Genomic DNA, 15427 nt, shown 5'->3' with positions numbered 1-15427 from the left:
TCACTGATAGGTAAGGGGGGACCTGAAGGGGGGACCGAGGAAGTCCTCCCTAATCAGGAAATGGGGCGAGAGCTTGATAAGTAATCCCCCCGCGCTTGCCTTCACCGAGCTGACCGATGGCCATGTCATGGAGCTGTTGCAGCATCACCTTCGCTAGGGCTGCGGTGATGCCTTTTTTCTCAGCGCCTTTCAATCCCTGGCGGATGACTTTCCAGGAAACGGGCCCCTTCGATCTGCCGGCGACTTCATGAATCCGGCGGAGGATTCTCTGCCGATCGTTGATGGCATCCGCTGCGTGTTTCTCGAGCTGCGCAGTGGCATGGAAGGCAGCGGTCCAGTTATCGAGGGTGTTGACCAGAAGGATTGCTTCACTGAGCCGCGCCACCGGCACATCAATCAGGAATTGCCCGTTTTGTTGGCAGTGAAGGATGTGCAGCAGCCCTGCGATCCGCAGTGCCTTGCCCGGTGACTTGTTCTTCAGTGCCTTCACCGCGTTGAGGGTGGCCTCGTTCCGTTCCTGTTGGCAGAGGTGGTCGTATTGGCTGAGCAGATTGATTCCCTCGTCATCGAGCTCATAGGTGCGTGGCGCTTCCTGCCATAGAGCGGTGGCAATGCTCTTGAGGGTGCGCTCTGCATCACGTCGCTGCTGCCGCCCCTCAGGAGTCACGGTGGGTAGCTGATAAGTCATCTCTGGCAGGGGAACAAAGATGCAGCGGGCCCATTTGCCGTTGGCATCACCAGAGGCAATCAGCCTTCGCAGAACGTCGTCCTGAATGCCGCCGTAGAGGCTGACGTGACAGCGGTTGTAAGTGCGGCCCTTGCTGCAGCGAATGGAGTTAAACCCTTCGCCATCAAAGATTTCGAGCAGCTGTTGTTCATCGCCACCGGTGCCTTTGCCGCCTTGCCTGTACTTCCCGAAGGAATCAAACAGGGCCGCCACCTCGTCCCTGAGCACCAGCAACGCCATGCCGTTGCCTTCATGGGCAGCCAACTGATCTGACAACGCCTCAGCGGTGTAGTCGTTGGTTGTGTGGAGCAGCGCGGTGGGGCGCAGCGGCTTGTTCTGCTTCTTGGTTTTGCACTCCTCTTCCCATGCCTCGAAGCGATCGGTATTGACGCGGCTGAGCTGATCGCGAATCTCCTCAGACGGCTTGGTGAAGATGGCTTTTACCAGCGGTGATTTCTTGGCACCGGATGGGCCGACATCGATGCCGTAGAGGTTCAGCGGCACCTCCCAATCAGTGAAGGGGTTGCCATTAATGCGGGTGCCGAGCTTCAGGCAGCTGCTGGCCATGACCAGCTGTGCGAACAGCAGCGTCAGGTCTTGATATGGGATGCCCTGCTTGAAGGTGTGGAGCGCACCGGTGATGTCGGCGGGCAGGTATTGCTCCAGCCGGATGGTTTCCACCTGGGCCGCGGCCGCATCGGCCTGAGAGATCACAGCAGTGATGTCCTCTGCTGCTTCGGCTTCGGTTTGGTCGGCAGTTAATCCCGCCAGGATCTTTTCAACTGCTGCGCCGTGTACTTCGGCTTCAGCGGCGATGCGTGCAACTTCCACGGCCATCTGTCCGGGGCTGAGTGATTCAGCCAGGCATTCCTGAAGCTGTTCCTTGATCCAGTCGGTGCCATAACCCTCGATGCCCCAGACCTCACGGGCAAGCTCGAAGAACGAGCCATCGTGAACTTCGCCGTTGGCTTCCTTGGCCTTATCGACGAGGTCTTCCTCAGCAGCCCATTCGGTGCTGTGCATCGCCATGGCGGCACCGGCACGCTCAGGGCCAAGGATGTGAGCCAGTGCCCAGAGGAGCTTCAGATATTGCGGGCGGGTGTTGGATCCAGGAGTGCGGGATGGAATTCGACGGAGCAAATCCAGAGCACGGGAAGCGGTTCGGTCGCTGGAGGGCTCCCTCACCGCATCGGCAGCGGGTGTTGTGGTGGAGGGTTCTGGTTCTGGCAGACGGCGAACGATGTCGTCGCGCGTGTACCGGGCGGCTGACTCGTGAATGATCTCGACCTGGGCGACGGGTTTGCCCTCACCGTCCATGTACCAACAGCCAGGCAGGCGCATGACCCGTGATGGGTCATTGATGGATGGATCGCTGCCGAGGTGAGCAGCCAGCCGTTTCATGTCGGCCTGCCATTGCGCGGTGTCAGTGAGCGGTTCTGACAGCAGCCAGTAGGCGTGCAGGGAGCTTCCACCGGTGCGCACCACCACGGACGGCTCCGGCATCAAATCCTGTTTGAACAGGATGTCGTGCTGCTCGGCCTCCTCCATGCCGTCAAATTCGGCGAAGTACCCAACGCAATGGGTGATCGAGCTCTTGGTGTCTCCACCGGAGTTGATGACGACATAGATGTCGAGGCCTGCTTCATGGGCCTGCAGCAGCGCATCTTTATCGCGGCCAAATTTGCGGGCGCTGGATTTCTTCCGCTCTGGTGGTGCTGATTTGTGGGCAAAGGCGCGGAACCGTGCATCACCGTTCTTCCCGATCAGTGCAAGGAAGTGACGGGCAGCTGCGAGGTCGATCTGATGTTCCATCAGCCCTGGGCCTCCATCACGAGGAGGAGTTGATCAACAGCCCGGTGGACCCAAATCGGTACTGGATCGGGGTAACGGTCAATCAAGCGATCGATGACCTCTAAAGAGAGGTCACGATGTTTATCTGACCAGCAATCTTTGGCGACTTGACTGCAAAGGTCATTTGCCAGAGCAGAGAGATGTTTCTGCTGGAAGGTGTTCGCCCCCCGCAGCGGTTCAGTTAAGGTTCGAGTGTTAGTCATTGTGCTGGCTGATTTGGTCCGTGGGTGGTGCCGCGGGCCGTTTTTTTGCTCAGGCGTTGCTGTTGGAATCAGTGACAGCCATGGAGCCGATGTGAATGAGTTCACGGACGGCTTCGGCGATAGAACGCAGACCCTGCTGCCGGCGATAAGCCTCTAGAAAGTCGCGCTGGGAAGGTTCCATCGAGATGGTGATGCCAGATTTTCTGTGTCCTTTCCCTTGAAGTTTTGGTGCGGAAAGAGTCACTGGAAACGAAGAGATTGTCGAACTCGTTCAAACTAGCTGCGGCAAATTGTCATCTCTTCCGGTCTCTGCAAGGCCCTGCAATACCTTGCAGACTTATGTCGGGAGATTCATTCCTTTTGATAAGAGGTGCTGATTGATTTCTGCGCTTTGCCAATAAAAAAAGGCCCCTGGTGAGGGGCCAATCAAGGGCAAATGCTGCTGTCTAAATGCCATCGAACCATCCGTTGTTGATGGCCTGCTGCCACTGGGTCATCGTTGCGATGACCAGCTTTCGGGCTGATTCCAACCCGGGCCAGAACAACAGCGTGAGCAGGACAGTGCAGGTGTCCATGTCCCACACCTCCATGGCCTCGATCCGTCTGGAGACGGGATCGAAAATGGCAAGCAACTCAGCCTGTGGATCAGGCTCTGTCGGCGGGTCCGGCCACTGGACGATGAGACTTAACTCCTGCATCCGAGTGATGACACTTGGATGGAGATGGCCATCAAACAGCTGGTGATCTTGTCGATCGTGAATCGACCACTGGCCATCACCGACAGCGCGTGATTCGCCGTCTTTCCAGTCGATCTTCGAGCCGCCGTTAAGCACCAGCTGCTCGAGCACGTTGTCGATGGATTCAATGGCCATAGAGCTCCTCCCCTGTTTCATCGCGGTATTCCCGCTCGAACCGGGATTGGCGGGCCAGGGCGTCATCGGCATCAGCCCAGCGGCCGCAGCTGCTGAACCATGCGCTTCTGAATCCCTCGTATCTCGCGCCCCAGGCCAAGGCCTCGGCGTAGTTGCGCTCGGAACCGGTTGAGTTGGAGAGCCGACTCCGGAGTGATTGCTCAGCCATTGGAGGCCTCCTGCTCGAGCGCGGCATTCACCAGCTCATGAGCGATCGGCCGCCAGTGATCACCGCCGAGAATCTCGCTGACGTGCTGATCAGCCAGATCCAGATGGAGCTCATCCCGGAGGGTGGGCAGCTCCAGCACCAACTTCATCGCGATGAGGATGTGGTGCGTGGCCTCGAGGGCTAGATCCCGGTCGATGGTCACGCCATCACCGGTGTCGAGGATTTGCGGGAGCGGCATCAGGCGGCCTCCCGGTTTTCGTTGTGCTCGCGGATGGCGATCACCAGATCGGTCTTCCGGGCGGCGTTGCGCCACCGAGCGTTTTTCACTCCGAGGGCTCGAGCGTGCTGCAGCAATTCCTGGCGGCTGAGTTTCAGGGACGGCCGTTCGGTGAGCACCGGTGCCGGAACGGGGGTAGCGCCCACCATCTGGTGGGAGGCCTCTTCAGTCGGACGGCTACCGCGCATCGCCGCGGCGAGCTGCAGCACCAGGCTGGTGGTGGCCATGCCCACCGCCACCTGACAGATAGTTGGCGTGATCATTGGCGCACCTCCCTGCTGCGATGGGTGCGGGTGGCCAACTTGACCAGCTCCTCCAGTTCGCCGCTGCTGGTATGTGCCAGCGCTTCAACGATGAAGTCAGCCAGTGGGATGTTGCTGTTGTCGTTCAGCGCCTTGTGCAGCAGGACTGCAACCATCTGCTGGGCCAAGGTCTCCCGTGCCAGGTCATCAACCTCCTGCCATTCCTCTGAGGTGAGGGTGTTCTGGAGGTCGCGCATTTCGTCTTGGCTGCTGCCGTAGACGGACCACGCAAATGAATCGTGGAGCGGGTGCAATCCCTGGCCAGCCATCTGATCAGCAACCGCTGCCGCGGCCAGCTGAACGTGGGTGGGATGCGATTGATAAGGAGTGTCCAGGTCATGGCCTGCTTCCGCATAAAAGACATCGGAAGCCCGGTTCATCACCTTGGCGGCATGATCCATCCGTTCCCGCCAGGCCTCATTGGCAGCGGAGTCGCTGGAGTTAATCCCCCAGGACATGCGCCCATAAGGCGCTTCGTTTTTGGTGGTCATTTGATTTCCTCCTGCTCGAAGACGGCATCAATCAGGTCCGGGCCAAACAAGGCATCGAGATTCCCGGTGATGCAGGGCAATGCACCGATTACCGCCCGCTTGTGATCTGCAGAGGTGCGGTTTTGATCTGCCATGCGGCTGAGATCCAACAGGCCACGGATTAACTCCATGACAACTGCGGTCTGGGGATCCATATCGGTGGAGGTCATCACGCAGCACCTCCAACGGATTTGCGTGCCTCTTGCCAGGCCTTGATTGTTAGATCGCGGTCCCAGATCCAGGGTGATTTTTCCGCCGGTGTGCGGCGTTGGTAATGGCGGCCCTCCTGCCAGGGGGACTGTTCAGAAGCTCGCCAGTGGTGAATGGTTCGGACAGAAATGCCGAGCTCATTGGCCATCGGGCCCGTGAGGAGCCAGGTGGTGTCAGACATCGTGCGGTCACATCAAAGGGATGTGGCCGACCTGCCGCTATCCGTGTCGGGGATCTTCTTTGACGTACACCACACCGCCGCGGAGGGTGGCGTTGAGGTGCTCCAACGTCCCGCGCTCAACGATCCGCATCGGCGGAAGATTGGCGGCGTTTGGGTGTGCCTGTCGGGCCTGTTGATAAGCACGCATCACCGCTGAGGGCATTGAGACCTCAACGAAGTTGCAACCATCGGGGACCGGAATATCGAAACCCACAGCAGCATCAGCCTCGATCATTTCCATGACGAGGGAGGAGGAATAATCCGCCCCCTTGGGGAGGCGCACTGGGCGTTTACGACGTGACAAGGCTGTCTCGAAAGAACAGAGATAGCGGCTGGTCACAGTTCCGATTTCCCGCTGGAAGCCATCCCAGGGGTTCAGGCAAAGGCCGGGAGGGTCCGAAGACGGTCACCGACAACTGATGGGAACAAAATGACACAGCCCGCACACCATTGCAAGCGTTTGCCTGACATTGCTTGCACCACATTTGGTGTACGGGGAGTTAAACGTGCTCCAGCACTGATTCACTCCGAGCCCATTCGTAGCTGTTTTCGTGGGTGCTCAGGCTGTGACCCATCGCCATGCAGATCACGTCATTGCGATGACCCAAACGGTGTGCCCGCAGTGAATACGCATTGCGGAACGAATAGGGCCGCAGCCATTCACCCGTCTTGTCGTATTTCGCTTTGAGCTCGAGCCAGAACGGTTGGCGCTCGAGGAAAGTCCGCACCGCATATTTATCGCTGAGGGGTGGAAGCTCGAGCTGCCCGATCGCCATGGCCCCCGCCAGGTTCCAATCCACCTGCTCACCGATGTGATCCTTCAGCGGCAGCGGCATCAGCCACCGCGGCTCGGTTTTGGTGGAACCGCAGACCTTTTCATAGGTGCAATAAACAGTCGGCTCCGCAGTGCTGGGGTGCTCGCGTGAAACCAGATGGCTCAGCTCTTCAGGCCTCAGCCCATAGAGGGCCATTAACCGCAGGGCGTTCTTCCACCGACTGCAGCGGACATCGTCGGGGAGGGTGTCGATCAATCGCAGGATCTCGAGATCGGTGAGGGTCGCCACGGTGCGGCGTCTCGCTTTTTTGCCCTTCATCTCTTTGGCCACCCGTGCCGTCACGGTCCAGCTTTCGGCTGGGAGGCCATGTACCTCCACACCGAACTCGAGGAACTTCCGCACGGCCGTGACCGCAATCTCCCTTCGGCGGGGTTTGTCTTCCCATCGGCTCACCACCTGCCCCAGCAGTTCACGGGCGTTCACCGGTGCAGCCGCTCCCCCCAGCAGCTCGACAGCAAGCTCGAGGAACGGCGCGTAATTGTCCTTCCAGGTGGAGGCCTGCAGCCCGCTGGTCAGCTTCAGATCAGCGTGGAATTTCTCGAGCAGCACCGGCCATCGGCTGGGGGATGAAGGCCTGGGGGCCGCGGCGGGTTGATTGATCCGGCCCAGGGCATCGCGGAGGTCGTAGCCGCCACCCACCAGTTGGTGGAGCTCAGTGATCAGCTGGACCGTTTCCGAAACGGTGTCTGCAGCCCATGCCATCGGCAGGGTGACGCAGGTTGCGTCGGCTCCAGCAGCACCGGAGGTCACGCGCAGATAAACCTTGCCGCGCATATTTCGAACGGACCAACCCTTGGGGCAGGCACCCCGTAAACGGAGCACCCATGAGGGTTGTTTGGCCTTCCCTGCCATGTAAGTGAGTGCGAATGCAGTAGGTCTACAGGAAAAGCCGGGTGAGTGCAAGGTGAGCGCAAATCCCTGCACGCAACAAAAAAGGGACCCCGGAAATCCCGAGATCCCTTGCTGTAACTGACGCCCCCTGATGGATTCGAACCATCGACCGACTGCTTAGAAGGCAGTTGCTCTATCCAGCTGAGCTAAGGGAGCAAGCGTCCACATTTTGGCAGGCTGCTTCAAGGCCGGCTGGATTTAGAAGCCTTGCGCCGCCTAAGGTGATGGGCTCTTGATCGGCATCCATGGCCCCGCGTCGTCTCAGCGACAGCGAGAAGCAGGATCTGGTCGGTCGTTACAAGGCCGGCGAGTCAACAGCTGCTTTGGCTGAGACCTTTGGCTGCAGTCCCAACACCGTGAGTCGCACGGTGAAAGCACTGTTGCCAGCTGATGCTTATGCCGCGCTGAAGGCCAGCAGGCAAAAAGGGCTGGCCACCCCTCCTCCGCCAACCGTCACTCAGCCGGAAGAACCAGAGGTTGACTCCCTTAAGGAAGACGACAGCAGCCTGGCCCTGGATGACGCCGATGACTTCGGCGAAGACTCTGAGGAGGAGCTCGCCGAAGACGATGACAACGGCAGCGTTGAAACGTTCACAGAGCTTGTTCCCCTGCTTGGGGTGGGAAATCTCAGTGATCGCCCTCTGAATCAAGCCCAACCGTTCAGTGTCGACCTGCTGCCGGACAGCGCCTACATGCTGGTCGACAAAGTGGTCGAGCTGGATGCGCGCCCCCTCAAGGAGTTCCCCGAGTTGGGCCCCCTCGACGATGCCGAGCAGGAACGTCAAGGGTTGTGCCTGTTTGCCAGCCCCCGCGCGGCCAAGCGCCAGTGCGGACGGAGTCAGCGGGTGATCAAGGTTCCTGATACGGCTGTCTTTCAGCGCACCAGCAGTTACCTGCTGGCCCGGGGAATTACACGACTGGTGTTGGACGGAACCTTGATTGCGCTGGATGCCTGAGCACCGCAGCTGATTGCTCTTGCCTGATTGCTCTCAATCGAAGCGATCGCGTTGATCGGGAAGCAAAACGGCCGTTGCGGTTCCGCCGCTGATCACGCCGATCACCATTGCCATTCCCACGAGAAAACCCGTGGGAAGAGGCACTGAGCGCTGCCCGCCGAGTTGGAGCGTGTGGCGATCCTGAAGGTTCTGGGCTCCAAGGCAGAGCAGCACCAGCAGCAGCAGACCACCGCCAAAGCTGATCAGCAGAAGACGCAGGCGAATCAACACAGCACAACCGTCGACGGCCTCAGTTTGACGTGCCCTGGTGCAACAGGGCATACAGGCGTCGTCTGGACAGCCCCGTGGTCTGGGCCAGTTGCCGTGCAGCATCGCTCGAGCTTGCACCTTCGTCCTGCAACGCCTGCAGCTGCCTGAGCAGATCCTCGTCGTTGGGGTCTTCCGCGTTCTGCGACGGTGCTCCCCCCAGCACAACCGTGCATTCCCCTTGGGGAGGGTGCTGCTGAAAGTGCAGCAGGGCACGATCCACCGTCGCCCCCACCTGCTCTTCATGGCGTTTGGTCAGTTCCCGTGCCACCTGCAGAGGACGGTCTCCTCCGCAGTGGTGCTGGAGTTCCTCGAGCAAAGTGATCAGGCGGTGCGGCGCTTCGTACAGCACCGTTGTGCGTGGTTCATGGCTGATGGCTTCAAGGCGGGCCCGCCGTTCCTTGCCTTTGGCCGGCAGAAATCCTTCGAAGCAGAAGCGTCCGCTGGGCAGGCCGCTGCTCACCAGAGCAGTGGTGGCGGCGCAGGGGCCAGGGATGCAGATCACGGGATGGCCGGCCTGGTGCGCGGCGGCCACCAGCTCTTCACCGGGGTCGCTGATGCCCGGCAGCCCGGCATCACTGATCACCGCCAGGCTTTGACCCTCCGCCAGCAGATCCAGCAGTTGGGGCACGCGGGTGCGGGTGTTGTGCTGATGAAAGGACAGCTTGCGGCCGCCCGCTCCAAGGCTGCTGAGCAGCTGTCCGCTGTGCCGGGTGTCTTCACAGGCGATCACATCCACGCTGCGGAGCAAGTCGCGGGCGCGTGGTGACAGGTCCCCTAGATGGCCAATGGGAGTGCCCACCAGATAAAGGCTGCCGCCGCTTGGTTCATCCCGCTGCATCACAATGGCGAGCGCCTCTCTTGATCATGATGCCCAGCTCTGCTGTCCTCCCCGCTGGCGTGAACCAGGAGGTTCTGCTGACGGAATTGCGTCGCCTCAGTTGGGGAGCCGCCGACATCCTGCGTGCCTATGCCCGCGGCGAGCAGCCCCCGCATGGTTTTCCCAAGGCGTTGAGTGTTGATGAAGGAGGAGAGGGTCCTGTGTCTGCGGCTGATCTGGCCGTGAACACGTGGTTGCTGGATGGACTGTCCGCCGCGTTCCCCAAGGCTGACTGGACGCTGCTCAGTGAGGAGACCGCCAAGCAGCAGCTCACGGAAGGCCAACCGCTGCCGGCGGAGTGGCTGTGGATTCTCGATCCCCTGGATGGCACCAAGGATTTCCTGCAGGGCACAGGCGAATACGCCGTTCATCTGGCCCTGGTGCGCGACAAGCGGCCGGTGATCGGTGTTGTGCTCCTGCCGGAAGCCGATGAACTTTGGATCGGCATCGTTGGTGAGGGTGCCTGGTGTGAAGACCGTCAGGGTGAGCGGTCGCCGGTTCGCTTCAGCGACAGAACTGAGGTTTCAGATCTGATCCTGGTGGCCAGCCGCAGCCACCGCGATGACCGTTTGGTCAAGCTCATTGATGCCCTCAATCTCGGCGGTTCTAAAGCCGTGGGCAGCGTTGGCTTCAAGGTGGCCACGATCCTGAGAGGTGAAACCGACCTCTACGTTTCCCTCTCCGGTAAGAGCGCTCCCAAGGATTGGGACATGGCTGCTCCGGAGGCGGTTCTGCTGGCGGCCGGTGGTCGTTTCACCCATGCCGATCAGGCCGACCTCACGTACAACACTGGCGATGTGCGTCAGGCCGGCTGTCTGATCGCCAGCCATGGAAAAGCCCACGCCGAGCTCGGAGAGCGTGCGACGCGGGCCATGGCTGAGATCGATCCCGGCTTTCAGGTCTGAGTCCTGATCAGCTGAGCGGTGCCACCGGGGTGGGTTGAGGCTCCACTTCGGCGGCATCGCCGGCCTGGGGCACGCCCCGCAGGGTGAGGTTGATGCGGCCGCGGTTGTCGATTTCGCGCACCCGCACGGTCACTTCGTCGCCCACCTTCACCACGTCTTCGACCTTCTCGACGCGAGCTTCGGAGAGCTGCGAGATGTGGATCATGCCTTCCTTGCCCGGGAGGATCTCCACGAAGGCGCCGATCGGGATGATCCGGGTGATCGAACCGGAGAACACCTCGCCCTCGTTCACCTTGCGGGTCAGGCCTTCGATGATCTTCTGGGCTTCTTCAGCCGCAGCACCATCGTGGGAGGCGATGGTCACGATGCCGCCGTCTTCGATGTCGATCTTGGTGTTGGTGCGCTCGGTGATGCCCTTGATCGTGCGTCCACCGGGGCCAATCACGGTTCCGATTAGCTCAGGATCAATCCGGAAGCTGAGCAGACGTGGGGCATGGGGAGACAGGTTGTCCCGAGGGGTGTCGATCGCCTCGAGCATCTTCTCGAGGATGTGGAGCCGTGCCGGACGTGCCTGGTTGACGGCTTCGGCCACCGTCTTCACCGAGAGTCCGGTGATCTTCATGTCCATCTGCAGGGCTGTGATGCCCTTCTCGCTGCCGGCCACCTTGAAATCCATGTCGCCGAGGAAGTCCTCGATGCCCTGGATGTCGGTGAGGATCCGCACCTCATCGCCTTCTTTGATCAGACCCATGGCTGCGCCACTCACCGGAGCCTTCAGAGGCACACCGGCATCCATCAGCGACAGGGTGCTGCCGCAGACGGAACCCATCGAGGTGGAGCCATTGGAGCTGAGCACTTCGCTCACCACACGCACCACGTAGGGGAAGGAGTCCTTCTCGGGAAGCACCGGAAGAATGGCTCGTTCGGCCAGGGCGCCATGGCCAATCTCACGACGACCGGGAGAGCGCATCGGCCGCGTTTCACCGACGGAGTAGGGAGGGAAGTTGTAGTGGTGCAGGTACAGCTTCTCGGTATTGGGATGGAGATCGTCCATCTCCTGGGCATCGCTGGGGGTGCCCAGGGTTGCGGTGGAGAGCACCTGGGTGAGTCCGCGCTGGAACAGACCAGAACCATGCACTCGGCGCGGCAGGACGCCGGCCATGGCGCTGATCTGGCGAACCTCGTCGAGGCCGCGTCCATCCACACGCTTGCCGTCTTTGAGAATCTGCTGACGCATCAACTTCTTGGTCAGCGCCTTGAAGCTGTTACCGAGCAGTTTCGGGCTGCTTGACAGGGCTTGGCGAACGGCGTGGTCTTCCTTGAGACCTGCGATGGTCTCGGACACCTCGCCCTTCACGGTTTCCAGGGCTGTGTCCCGCTCGTCCTTGCTCTGATCAAATTTGCTGAGGACAGCGCTGATCGCCTTGGTGCACTGCTTCTCGAGATAGGCAGGAACGGTGCTGTCTTCGTCCGGCTTCTCCGGCTTCACCTGGGTGATGCCCAGATCCTTCAGCAGCTGTTCCTGTGCCTTGATCAGTTCGCAGATCGCTTCGTAGCCGAAATCAATCGCCTCGATAACGTCCTGCTCGGGTAGCTGGTTGGCGCCGGCCTCAACCATCACCACGCCGTCAGGGGTGCCGGCGACCACCAGGTCCAGATCACCCCGTTCGATCTCCCGATAACTCGGGTTGAGCACGAAGTCATCCCCGAGCAGACCCACCCGCACGGCGGCCATCGGGCCGTTGAAGGGGATGCCCGCCAGCAGCGTGGCAATCGATGCGCCCGTCACCGCAAGAACATCAGCGGGGACCCGCTCATCAAGGGACAGGCAGGTGGCCACCACCTGCAGGTCGTCTCGCAGCCAGCTGGGGAACAGTGGCCGCATCGGGCGGTCAATCAGCCGGGCCGTGAGCGTGGCGCGTTCAGGTGGGCGGCTCTCACGACGCATGTAGCTGCCGGGAATGCGGCCAGCTGCATAAAGCCGCTCCTCGTAGTCGCAGATCAGCGGCAGGAAATCAATGCCTTCTCGGCCGCCTGAACGGGTTGCGGTCACAAGCACGGCGGTGTCGCCACACTCCACCAAGACGGATCCTCCCGCCTGAGGGGCGAAGCGCCCGGTGGTCAGTCGAATCTCGCGTCCGTCAAAAGAGATCGACTGGGTTTGTCCTTGCACGACGTCTTATGTCCTTTTGTCAATCTCAATTCTGACATTTCATGGCTGCTCTTCACAAGAAAGGGGAGGCGAATCCTCCCCTCACGACGCCATGGCCAAAAGCTGATCACCAGCTGGACTTGACCACGCCGGGCAGCTCTCCTTTGTGGGCGCGCTCACGCAGCTGGTTACGGCAAAGACCGAAATCGCGATAAACGCCGCGGGGCTTGCCGGTGGCCCAGCAGCGGTTGCGCACACGGATGCGTGCGCTGTTGCGAGGCAGAGCCTGAATCTTGCGATGGATTTCCAGGCGATCCATCGGATCTTCGGCTGCGTTGAAGGCTGCCATCAGTGCTGCGCGCTTGGCCGCATAGCGCTCAACCGTTTTCTTGCGCTTCACATCGCGAGCGATCATCGACTTCTTGGCCATGCAGCTGAGGGCAGCGAGTGAACGAATCGTTAACGATACATGGGCGCCATCACCCTCCTACCGACCCATCAATTGCTGGACCACCGGCAGCTGGCTGGTGTCACGCACGATCAGCACAAGCGTGAGCCCCACCAACAAAAGAAAACCGGATTGCACGAAGGCCATTTGGATCCGTTCGGACACCGGACGACCACGAACAGACTGAATCGCGAGCATCATCATTTGCCAGCCATCAAGCAGCGGCAGCGGCAGCGAATTGAGCACCGCCAGATTGATGGAGATCAGGGCTGAGAAGAGCACCAACCCGGATCCCCCCTGCTGGCTGAGCTGAGCGCCCATCTCAACGATCTTCACGGGACCACTCACCTGGCCTGCCGTGGCTCGGAAGTTGGTCAGGAGGCCGGCGTAGCCACGCACGGTTTGCTCCAGCATTTGGCTGAATTGCGAGCCTGTGGTGAGCACCAGTTCACCGGGATTGCGCACGGGGCGCATCTCCCCACTGATGTTGGCCTGCAGCTGGGCGCCGATTTTTCCTGTGCCCTGTTGATCGTCGGGGATCAGTTCAACGGTGGAGGTCGCGTCGCCCCGCTTTCGCTCCACACAAATGGGTTGCTCGGGTGCTGCTTTCACATCCCGCACCATCGCGGCAACGCCCCGTTGTCCTGCTGCGAGGGGTTGGTCATTCAGGCTGAGGATTTGGTCACCGGCCCGAAGCCCGGAGCGGGCGGCAGCACCACCTGGTTGCACCTGAACCACGAGGACCCCTGGATCAGGCGCGGCGGGCACGCCGACAAACGCCGCTTGAGCGAACAGCACCACCAGTGCCAAGGCCAGGTTGGCCAACACGCCTGCAGCCACCACCAAGGCCTGCTGGGGGATCGGCCGGTTGCGCAGCAGATCCGGATCATCAGCGGGGACCGTGCTCTCCTCATCGTCGTCAGGGAAGACGACGAAACCACCCAGGGGCAGCAGCCGCAGGGCGTAGGTCACCCCACGCCGTTGCCGCTTGATCAGGGCTGGGCCAAAGCCGATGGAAAAACCGCTGACGCGGATGCCCTGGAGCGTGGCAGCGAGGAAGTGGCCGGCCTCATGCACCACGATCAGCAGGGCGAGCACCAGAAGGGCGGCCAACACGTTCATATGTCCGTCAGGAGTCCGGTCGGATCATTCTGGCTGGAGTCGCTCGCGGCCGACGTAGGGCACCAGCGCTTTGGGCAGCAGGACGCTGCCGTCGGGCTGCTGGCCGTTCTCCAACAGGGCCGCCATGGTCCTGCCGACGGCCAGGCCACTTCCATTCAGGGTGTGCACCAATTTTGTGGCCTTGCCTTCCTTGGTGCGGATGGAGGACCGTCGCGCCTGGAAATCGCCACAGACGCTGCAACTGGAGATTTCCCGGTAAGCCCCCGCCCCCGGCAGCCACACCTCGAGGTCGTAGGTCCGGCGGGCGGAAAAGCCGAGGTCGGCGGTGCAGAGGTCCAAGACCCGATAGGGCAGCTCCAGCGCCTGAAGCACGGCCTCTGCATCCGCCGTGATCTGTTGGTGCGCCTCTTCGGAGTGATCGGGGTGCACAAACCAGTACAGCTCCACCTTGTTGAATTGGTGCAGGCGGATCAGGCCACGGGTGTCGCGGCCGTAGCTGCCGGCCTCACGGCGGAAGCAGGGGCTGTAGGCGGCGTAGCGAAGGGGCAGTTGATCTGCCGGGATGATTTCGTCCCGGTGCAGGGAGGTCACGGGCACCTCAGCGGTCGGTGTCAGCCAGAGGTCGTCCTCTGCGCAACGGAAGCTTTCCTCGGCGAACTTAGGCAGTTGTCCCGATCCGGTGAGGCTGGCGCTGTTCACCAGCACAGGGGGCAGCACCTCGCGGTAGCCCTTGCTCGTGTGGAGGTCGAGCATGAAATTGATCAGGCCCCGCTCCAGCCGTGCCCCTTGGCCCATCAGCGTGACAAAACGGCTCTGCGCGATGCGGACGGAGCGTTCGGTGTCGAACAGCTGTAACCGCTCAGCGATCTGCCAGTGCTCGTCGAGGCTGTCATCAACCCGGGGGGTTCCCCAGCGACGCACTTCGACGTTGTCGTCTTCACTGCGCCCATCAGGGCAGGCCTCTGAAGGGAGGTTGGGGAAACCCAGCAGCTGCTGCTTGAGCTCACTGGAGAGCTGCTTTTCCTCCTCCTCCAGCACCGCCACCTTCTGCTTGATGGCATTGCCCTGTTGGCGGAGTTCGGCGACCTCGTCGCCCTTGGGATCAGCGCCCGACTTGATGCGTTGGCCGACTTCCTTGCCGATCCGGTTTCCTTCCGCCTGCAGGTTGCTGCGTTGTTGCTCCAGATCGCGCTGCTGCTGGGCAATCAACTGCAGTTGGGTGAGATCAACAGCCTTACCTCGACGCCCCAGTTGCTGGGCGATCGTTTCGGGGTTGTCACGCACAAGGCGCTGATCGAGCACGGTTTCAGGGGCGTCAGCGCCGGCAGCCTATGGCAGTCCGTTTCAGAGCACCTGGCCGACCATCACCGCTGCGATGCCCGAGAACAGGGTGATGCCAAGGGCGGTGAGGGGGCTTTGCCCCTGGGCGACGGCCATGGTCGTGATCACGCCGGCACCCAGGCAGGCCACGCAGAGCTGAGTGGCGATGTCGTTGCGGCTCTCCACGTTGGTCCTGCTGTTGATGGGACCG

The 15427-nt window shown here is 61.1% G+C and carries 20 protein-coding genes and 1 tRNA gene; 2 read left to right on the top strand and 19 right to left on the bottom strand.

The window, feature by feature from the left end; all coding sequences use genetic code 11:
* Nucleotides 1-49: 49 nt before the first annotated feature.
* The 12 genes from SynRS9902_RS11360 to SynRS9902_RS11310 form a co-directional block, all read right to left on the bottom strand.
* Entirely contained in the window at nucleotides 50-2539 is a 2490-nt protein-coding gene (locus tag SynRS9902_RS11360; protein ID WP_186509190.1) for a DUF3987 domain-containing protein, read from the bottom strand.
* Nucleotides 2540-2830: 291 nt separating this feature from the next.
* The gene (locus tag SynRS9902_RS13755; RefSeq protein WP_255446128.1) at nucleotides 2831-2962 is read right to left on the bottom strand and encodes a hypothetical protein; all 132 of its coding nucleotides are present in this window, start codon (nucleotides 2960-2962) and stop codon (nucleotides 2831-2833) included.
* Nucleotides 2963-3227: 265 nt separating this feature from the next.
* Nucleotides 3228-3653, bottom strand: coding sequence for a hypothetical protein (locus SynRS9902_RS11355; RefSeq protein WP_186509189.1), 426 nt, complete (start codon nucleotides 3651-3653; stop codon nucleotides 3228-3230).
* Nucleotides 3643-3861: a hypothetical protein gene (locus tag SynRS9902_RS11350; RefSeq protein ID WP_186509188.1), complete on the bottom strand. Its 219-nt coding sequence runs from the start codon at nucleotides 3859-3861 to the stop codon at nucleotides 3643-3645. The genes SynRS9902_RS11355 and SynRS9902_RS11350 overlap by 11 nt, the downstream gene beginning before the upstream one ends.
* Nucleotides 3854-4099, bottom strand: coding sequence for a hypothetical protein (locus SynRS9902_RS11345; RefSeq protein ID WP_186509187.1), 246 nt, complete (start codon nucleotides 4097-4099; stop codon nucleotides 3854-3856). The genes SynRS9902_RS11350 and SynRS9902_RS11345 overlap by 8 nt, the downstream gene beginning before the upstream one ends.
* On the bottom strand, nucleotides 4099-4401 hold the full coding sequence (locus SynRS9902_RS11340; protein WP_186509186.1) for a hypothetical protein: 303 nt from the start codon (nucleotides 4399-4401) through the stop codon (nucleotides 4099-4101). The genes SynRS9902_RS11345 and SynRS9902_RS11340 overlap by 1 nt, the downstream gene beginning before the upstream one ends.
* Nucleotides 4398-4931 (bottom strand): hypothetical protein, encoded by a 534-nt coding sequence (locus SynRS9902_RS11335; RefSeq protein WP_186509185.1) that lies wholly within the window; start codon nucleotides 4929-4931, stop codon nucleotides 4398-4400. Before SynRS9902_RS11335 ends, SynRS9902_RS11340 begins: the two co-directional genes overlap by 4 nt.
* Nucleotides 4928-5140, bottom strand: coding sequence for a hypothetical protein (locus SynRS9902_RS11330; RefSeq protein ID WP_186509184.1), 213 nt, complete (start codon nucleotides 5138-5140; stop codon nucleotides 4928-4930). The genes SynRS9902_RS11335 and SynRS9902_RS11330 overlap by 4 nt, the downstream gene beginning before the upstream one ends.
* The gene (locus SynRS9902_RS11325; RefSeq protein WP_186509183.1) at nucleotides 5140-5361 is read right to left on the bottom strand and encodes a hypothetical protein; all 222 of its coding nucleotides are present in this window, start codon (nucleotides 5359-5361) and stop codon (nucleotides 5140-5142) included. Before SynRS9902_RS11325 ends, SynRS9902_RS11330 begins: the two co-directional genes overlap by 1 nt.
* A 37-nt stretch (nucleotides 5362-5398) precedes the next feature.
* Nucleotides 5399-5704, bottom strand: a complete 306-nt coding sequence (locus SynRS9902_RS11320; RefSeq protein WP_186509182.1) for a hypothetical protein — start codon at nucleotides 5702-5704, stop codon at nucleotides 5399-5401.
* 196 nt (nucleotides 5705-5900) lie between these two features.
* Entirely contained in the window at nucleotides 5901-7058 is a 1158-nt protein-coding gene (locus tag SynRS9902_RS11315; RefSeq protein WP_186509181.1) for a hypothetical protein, read from the bottom strand.
* A 151-nt stretch (nucleotides 7059-7209) separates the two neighbouring features.
* Nucleotides 7210-7283 (bottom strand) — tRNA-Arg (locus SynRS9902_RS11310).
* Nucleotides 7284-7372: 89 nt separating this feature from the next.
* Here SynRS9902_RS11310 and SynRS9902_RS11305 point away from each other — a divergent pair.
* Nucleotides 7373-8083, top strand: coding sequence for a helix-turn-helix domain-containing protein (locus SynRS9902_RS11305; protein WP_186509180.1), 711 nt, complete (start codon nucleotides 7373-7375; stop codon nucleotides 8081-8083).
* A 33-nt stretch (nucleotides 8084-8116) separates the two neighbouring features.
* On the opposite strand, the gene SynRS9902_RS11300 is transcribed toward SynRS9902_RS11305, so the two are convergent.
* On the bottom strand, nucleotides 8117-8353 hold the full coding sequence (locus SynRS9902_RS11300; protein WP_186510645.1) for a hypothetical protein: 237 nt from the start codon (nucleotides 8351-8353) through the stop codon (nucleotides 8117-8119).
* Between the two features lie 19 nt (nucleotides 8354-8372).
* Entirely contained in the window at nucleotides 8373-9230 is an 858-nt protein-coding gene (gene rsmI, locus SynRS9902_RS11295; protein ID WP_186509179.1) for a 16S rRNA (cytidine(1402)-2'-O)-methyltransferase, read from the bottom strand.
* Nucleotides 9231-9256: 26 nt separating this feature from the next.
* Between rsmI and SynRS9902_RS11290 the strand changes: the two genes are divergently transcribed.
* Nucleotides 9257-10174 carry a 3'(2'),5'-bisphosphate nucleotidase CysQ gene (locus SynRS9902_RS11290; protein ID WP_186509178.1) on the top strand — a complete coding sequence of 306 codons (918 nt, stop codon included), beginning with the start codon at nucleotides 9257-9259 and terminating at the stop codon, nucleotides 10172-10174.
* Nucleotides 10175-10181: 7 nt separating this feature from the next.
* Here the strand turns inward: SynRS9902_RS11290 and SynRS9902_RS11285 are convergent, their stop codons facing one another.
* The 5 genes from SynRS9902_RS11285 to SynRS9902_RS11265 all read right to left on the bottom strand — a co-directional run bounded on the left by SynRS9902_RS11285 (nucleotide 10182) and on the right by SynRS9902_RS11265 (nucleotide 15402).
* Nucleotides 10182-12347 carry a polyribonucleotide nucleotidyltransferase gene (locus tag SynRS9902_RS11285; protein ID WP_186509177.1) on the bottom strand — a complete coding sequence of 722 codons (2166 nt, stop codon included), beginning with the start codon at nucleotides 12345-12347 and terminating at the stop codon, nucleotides 10182-10184.
* A 106-nt stretch (nucleotides 12348-12453) separates the two neighbouring features.
* Nucleotides 12454-12756 (bottom strand): 30S ribosomal protein S14, encoded by a 303-nt coding sequence (gene rpsN, locus SynRS9902_RS11280; protein ID WP_011363576.1) that lies wholly within the window; start codon nucleotides 12754-12756, stop codon nucleotides 12454-12456.
* A 57-nt stretch (nucleotides 12757-12813) separates the two neighbouring features.
* The gene (locus SynRS9902_RS11275) at nucleotides 12814-13896 is read right to left on the bottom strand and encodes an RIP metalloprotease (protein ID WP_186509176.1); all 1083 of its coding nucleotides are present in this window, start codon (nucleotides 13894-13896) and stop codon (nucleotides 12814-12816) included.
* Between the two features lie 24 nt (nucleotides 13897-13920).
* Nucleotides 13921-15198 (bottom strand): serine--tRNA ligase, encoded by a 1278-nt coding sequence (gene serS, locus SynRS9902_RS11270; protein WP_186509175.1) that lies wholly within the window; start codon nucleotides 15196-15198, stop codon nucleotides 13921-13923.
* A 42-nt stretch (nucleotides 15199-15240) separates the two neighbouring features.
* Nucleotides 15241-15402, bottom strand: a complete 162-nt coding sequence (locus SynRS9902_RS11265) for a hypothetical protein (protein ID WP_006852120.1) — start codon at nucleotides 15400-15402, stop codon at nucleotides 15241-15243.
* Nucleotides 15403-15427: the final 25 nt, after the last annotated feature.

The sequence above is a fragment of the Synechococcus sp. RS9902 genome, assembly GCF_014279635.1.
Lineage (GTDB): Bacteria > Cyanobacteriota > Cyanobacteriia > PCC-6307 > Cyanobiaceae > Parasynechococcus.
Note: the sequence above shows the minus strand (reverse complement) of the source record. Positions and strands in the feature narration are given on the sequence as shown.

Bases quoted from the DNA above. Each gene is read 5' to 3' on its own strand.
- SynRS9902_RS11360 (WP_186509190.1), bottom strand. From the start codon at position 2,539: ATGGAACATCAGATCGACCTCGCAGCTGCCCGTCACTTCCTTGCACTG.
- SynRS9902_RS13755 (WP_255446128.1), bottom strand. From the start codon at position 2,962: ATGGAACCTTCCCAGCGCGACTTTCTAGAGGCTTATCGCCGGCAGCAG.
- SynRS9902_RS11355 (WP_186509189.1), bottom strand. From the start codon at position 3,653: ATGGCCATTGAATCCATCGACAACGTGCTCGAGCAGCTGGTGCTTAAC.
- SynRS9902_RS11350 (WP_186509188.1), bottom strand. From the start codon at position 3,861: ATGGCTGAGCAATCACTCCGGAGTCGGCTCTCCAACTCAACCGGTTCC.
- SynRS9902_RS11345 (WP_186509187.1), bottom strand. From the start codon at position 4,099: ATGCCGCTCCCGCAAATCCTCGACACCGGTGATGGCGTGACCATCGAC.
- SynRS9902_RS11340 (WP_186509186.1), bottom strand. From the start codon at position 4,401: ATGATCACGCCAACTATCTGTCAGGTGGCGGTGGGCATGGCCACCACC.
- SynRS9902_RS11335 (WP_186509185.1), bottom strand. From the start codon at position 4,931: ATGACCACCAAAAACGAAGCGCCTTATGGGCGCATGTCCTGGGGGATT.
- SynRS9902_RS11330 (WP_186509184.1), bottom strand. From the start codon at position 5,140: ATGACCTCCACCGATATGGATCCCCAGACCGCAGTTGTCATGGAGTTA.
- SynRS9902_RS11325 (WP_186509183.1), bottom strand. From the start codon at position 5,361: ATGTCTGACACCACCTGGCTCCTCACGGGCCCGATGGCCAATGAGCTC.
- SynRS9902_RS11305 (WP_186509180.1), top strand. From the start codon at position 7,373: ATGGCCCCGCGTCGTCTCAGCGACAGCGAGAAGCAGGATCTGGTCGGT.
- rsmI (WP_186509179.1), bottom strand. From the start codon at position 9,230: ATGCAGCGGGATGAACCAAGCGGCGGCAGCCTTTATCTGGTGGGCACT.
- SynRS9902_RS11290 (WP_186509178.1), top strand. From the start codon at position 9,257: ATGATGCCCAGCTCTGCTGTCCTCCCCGCTGGCGTGAACCAGGAGGTT.
- rpsN (WP_011363576.1), bottom strand. From the start codon at position 12,756: ATGGCCAAGAAGTCGATGATCGCTCGCGATGTGAAGCGCAAGAAAACG.
- SynRS9902_RS11275 (WP_186509176.1), bottom strand. From the start codon at position 13,896: ATGAACGTGTTGGCCGCCCTTCTGGTGCTCGCCCTGCTGATCGTGGTG.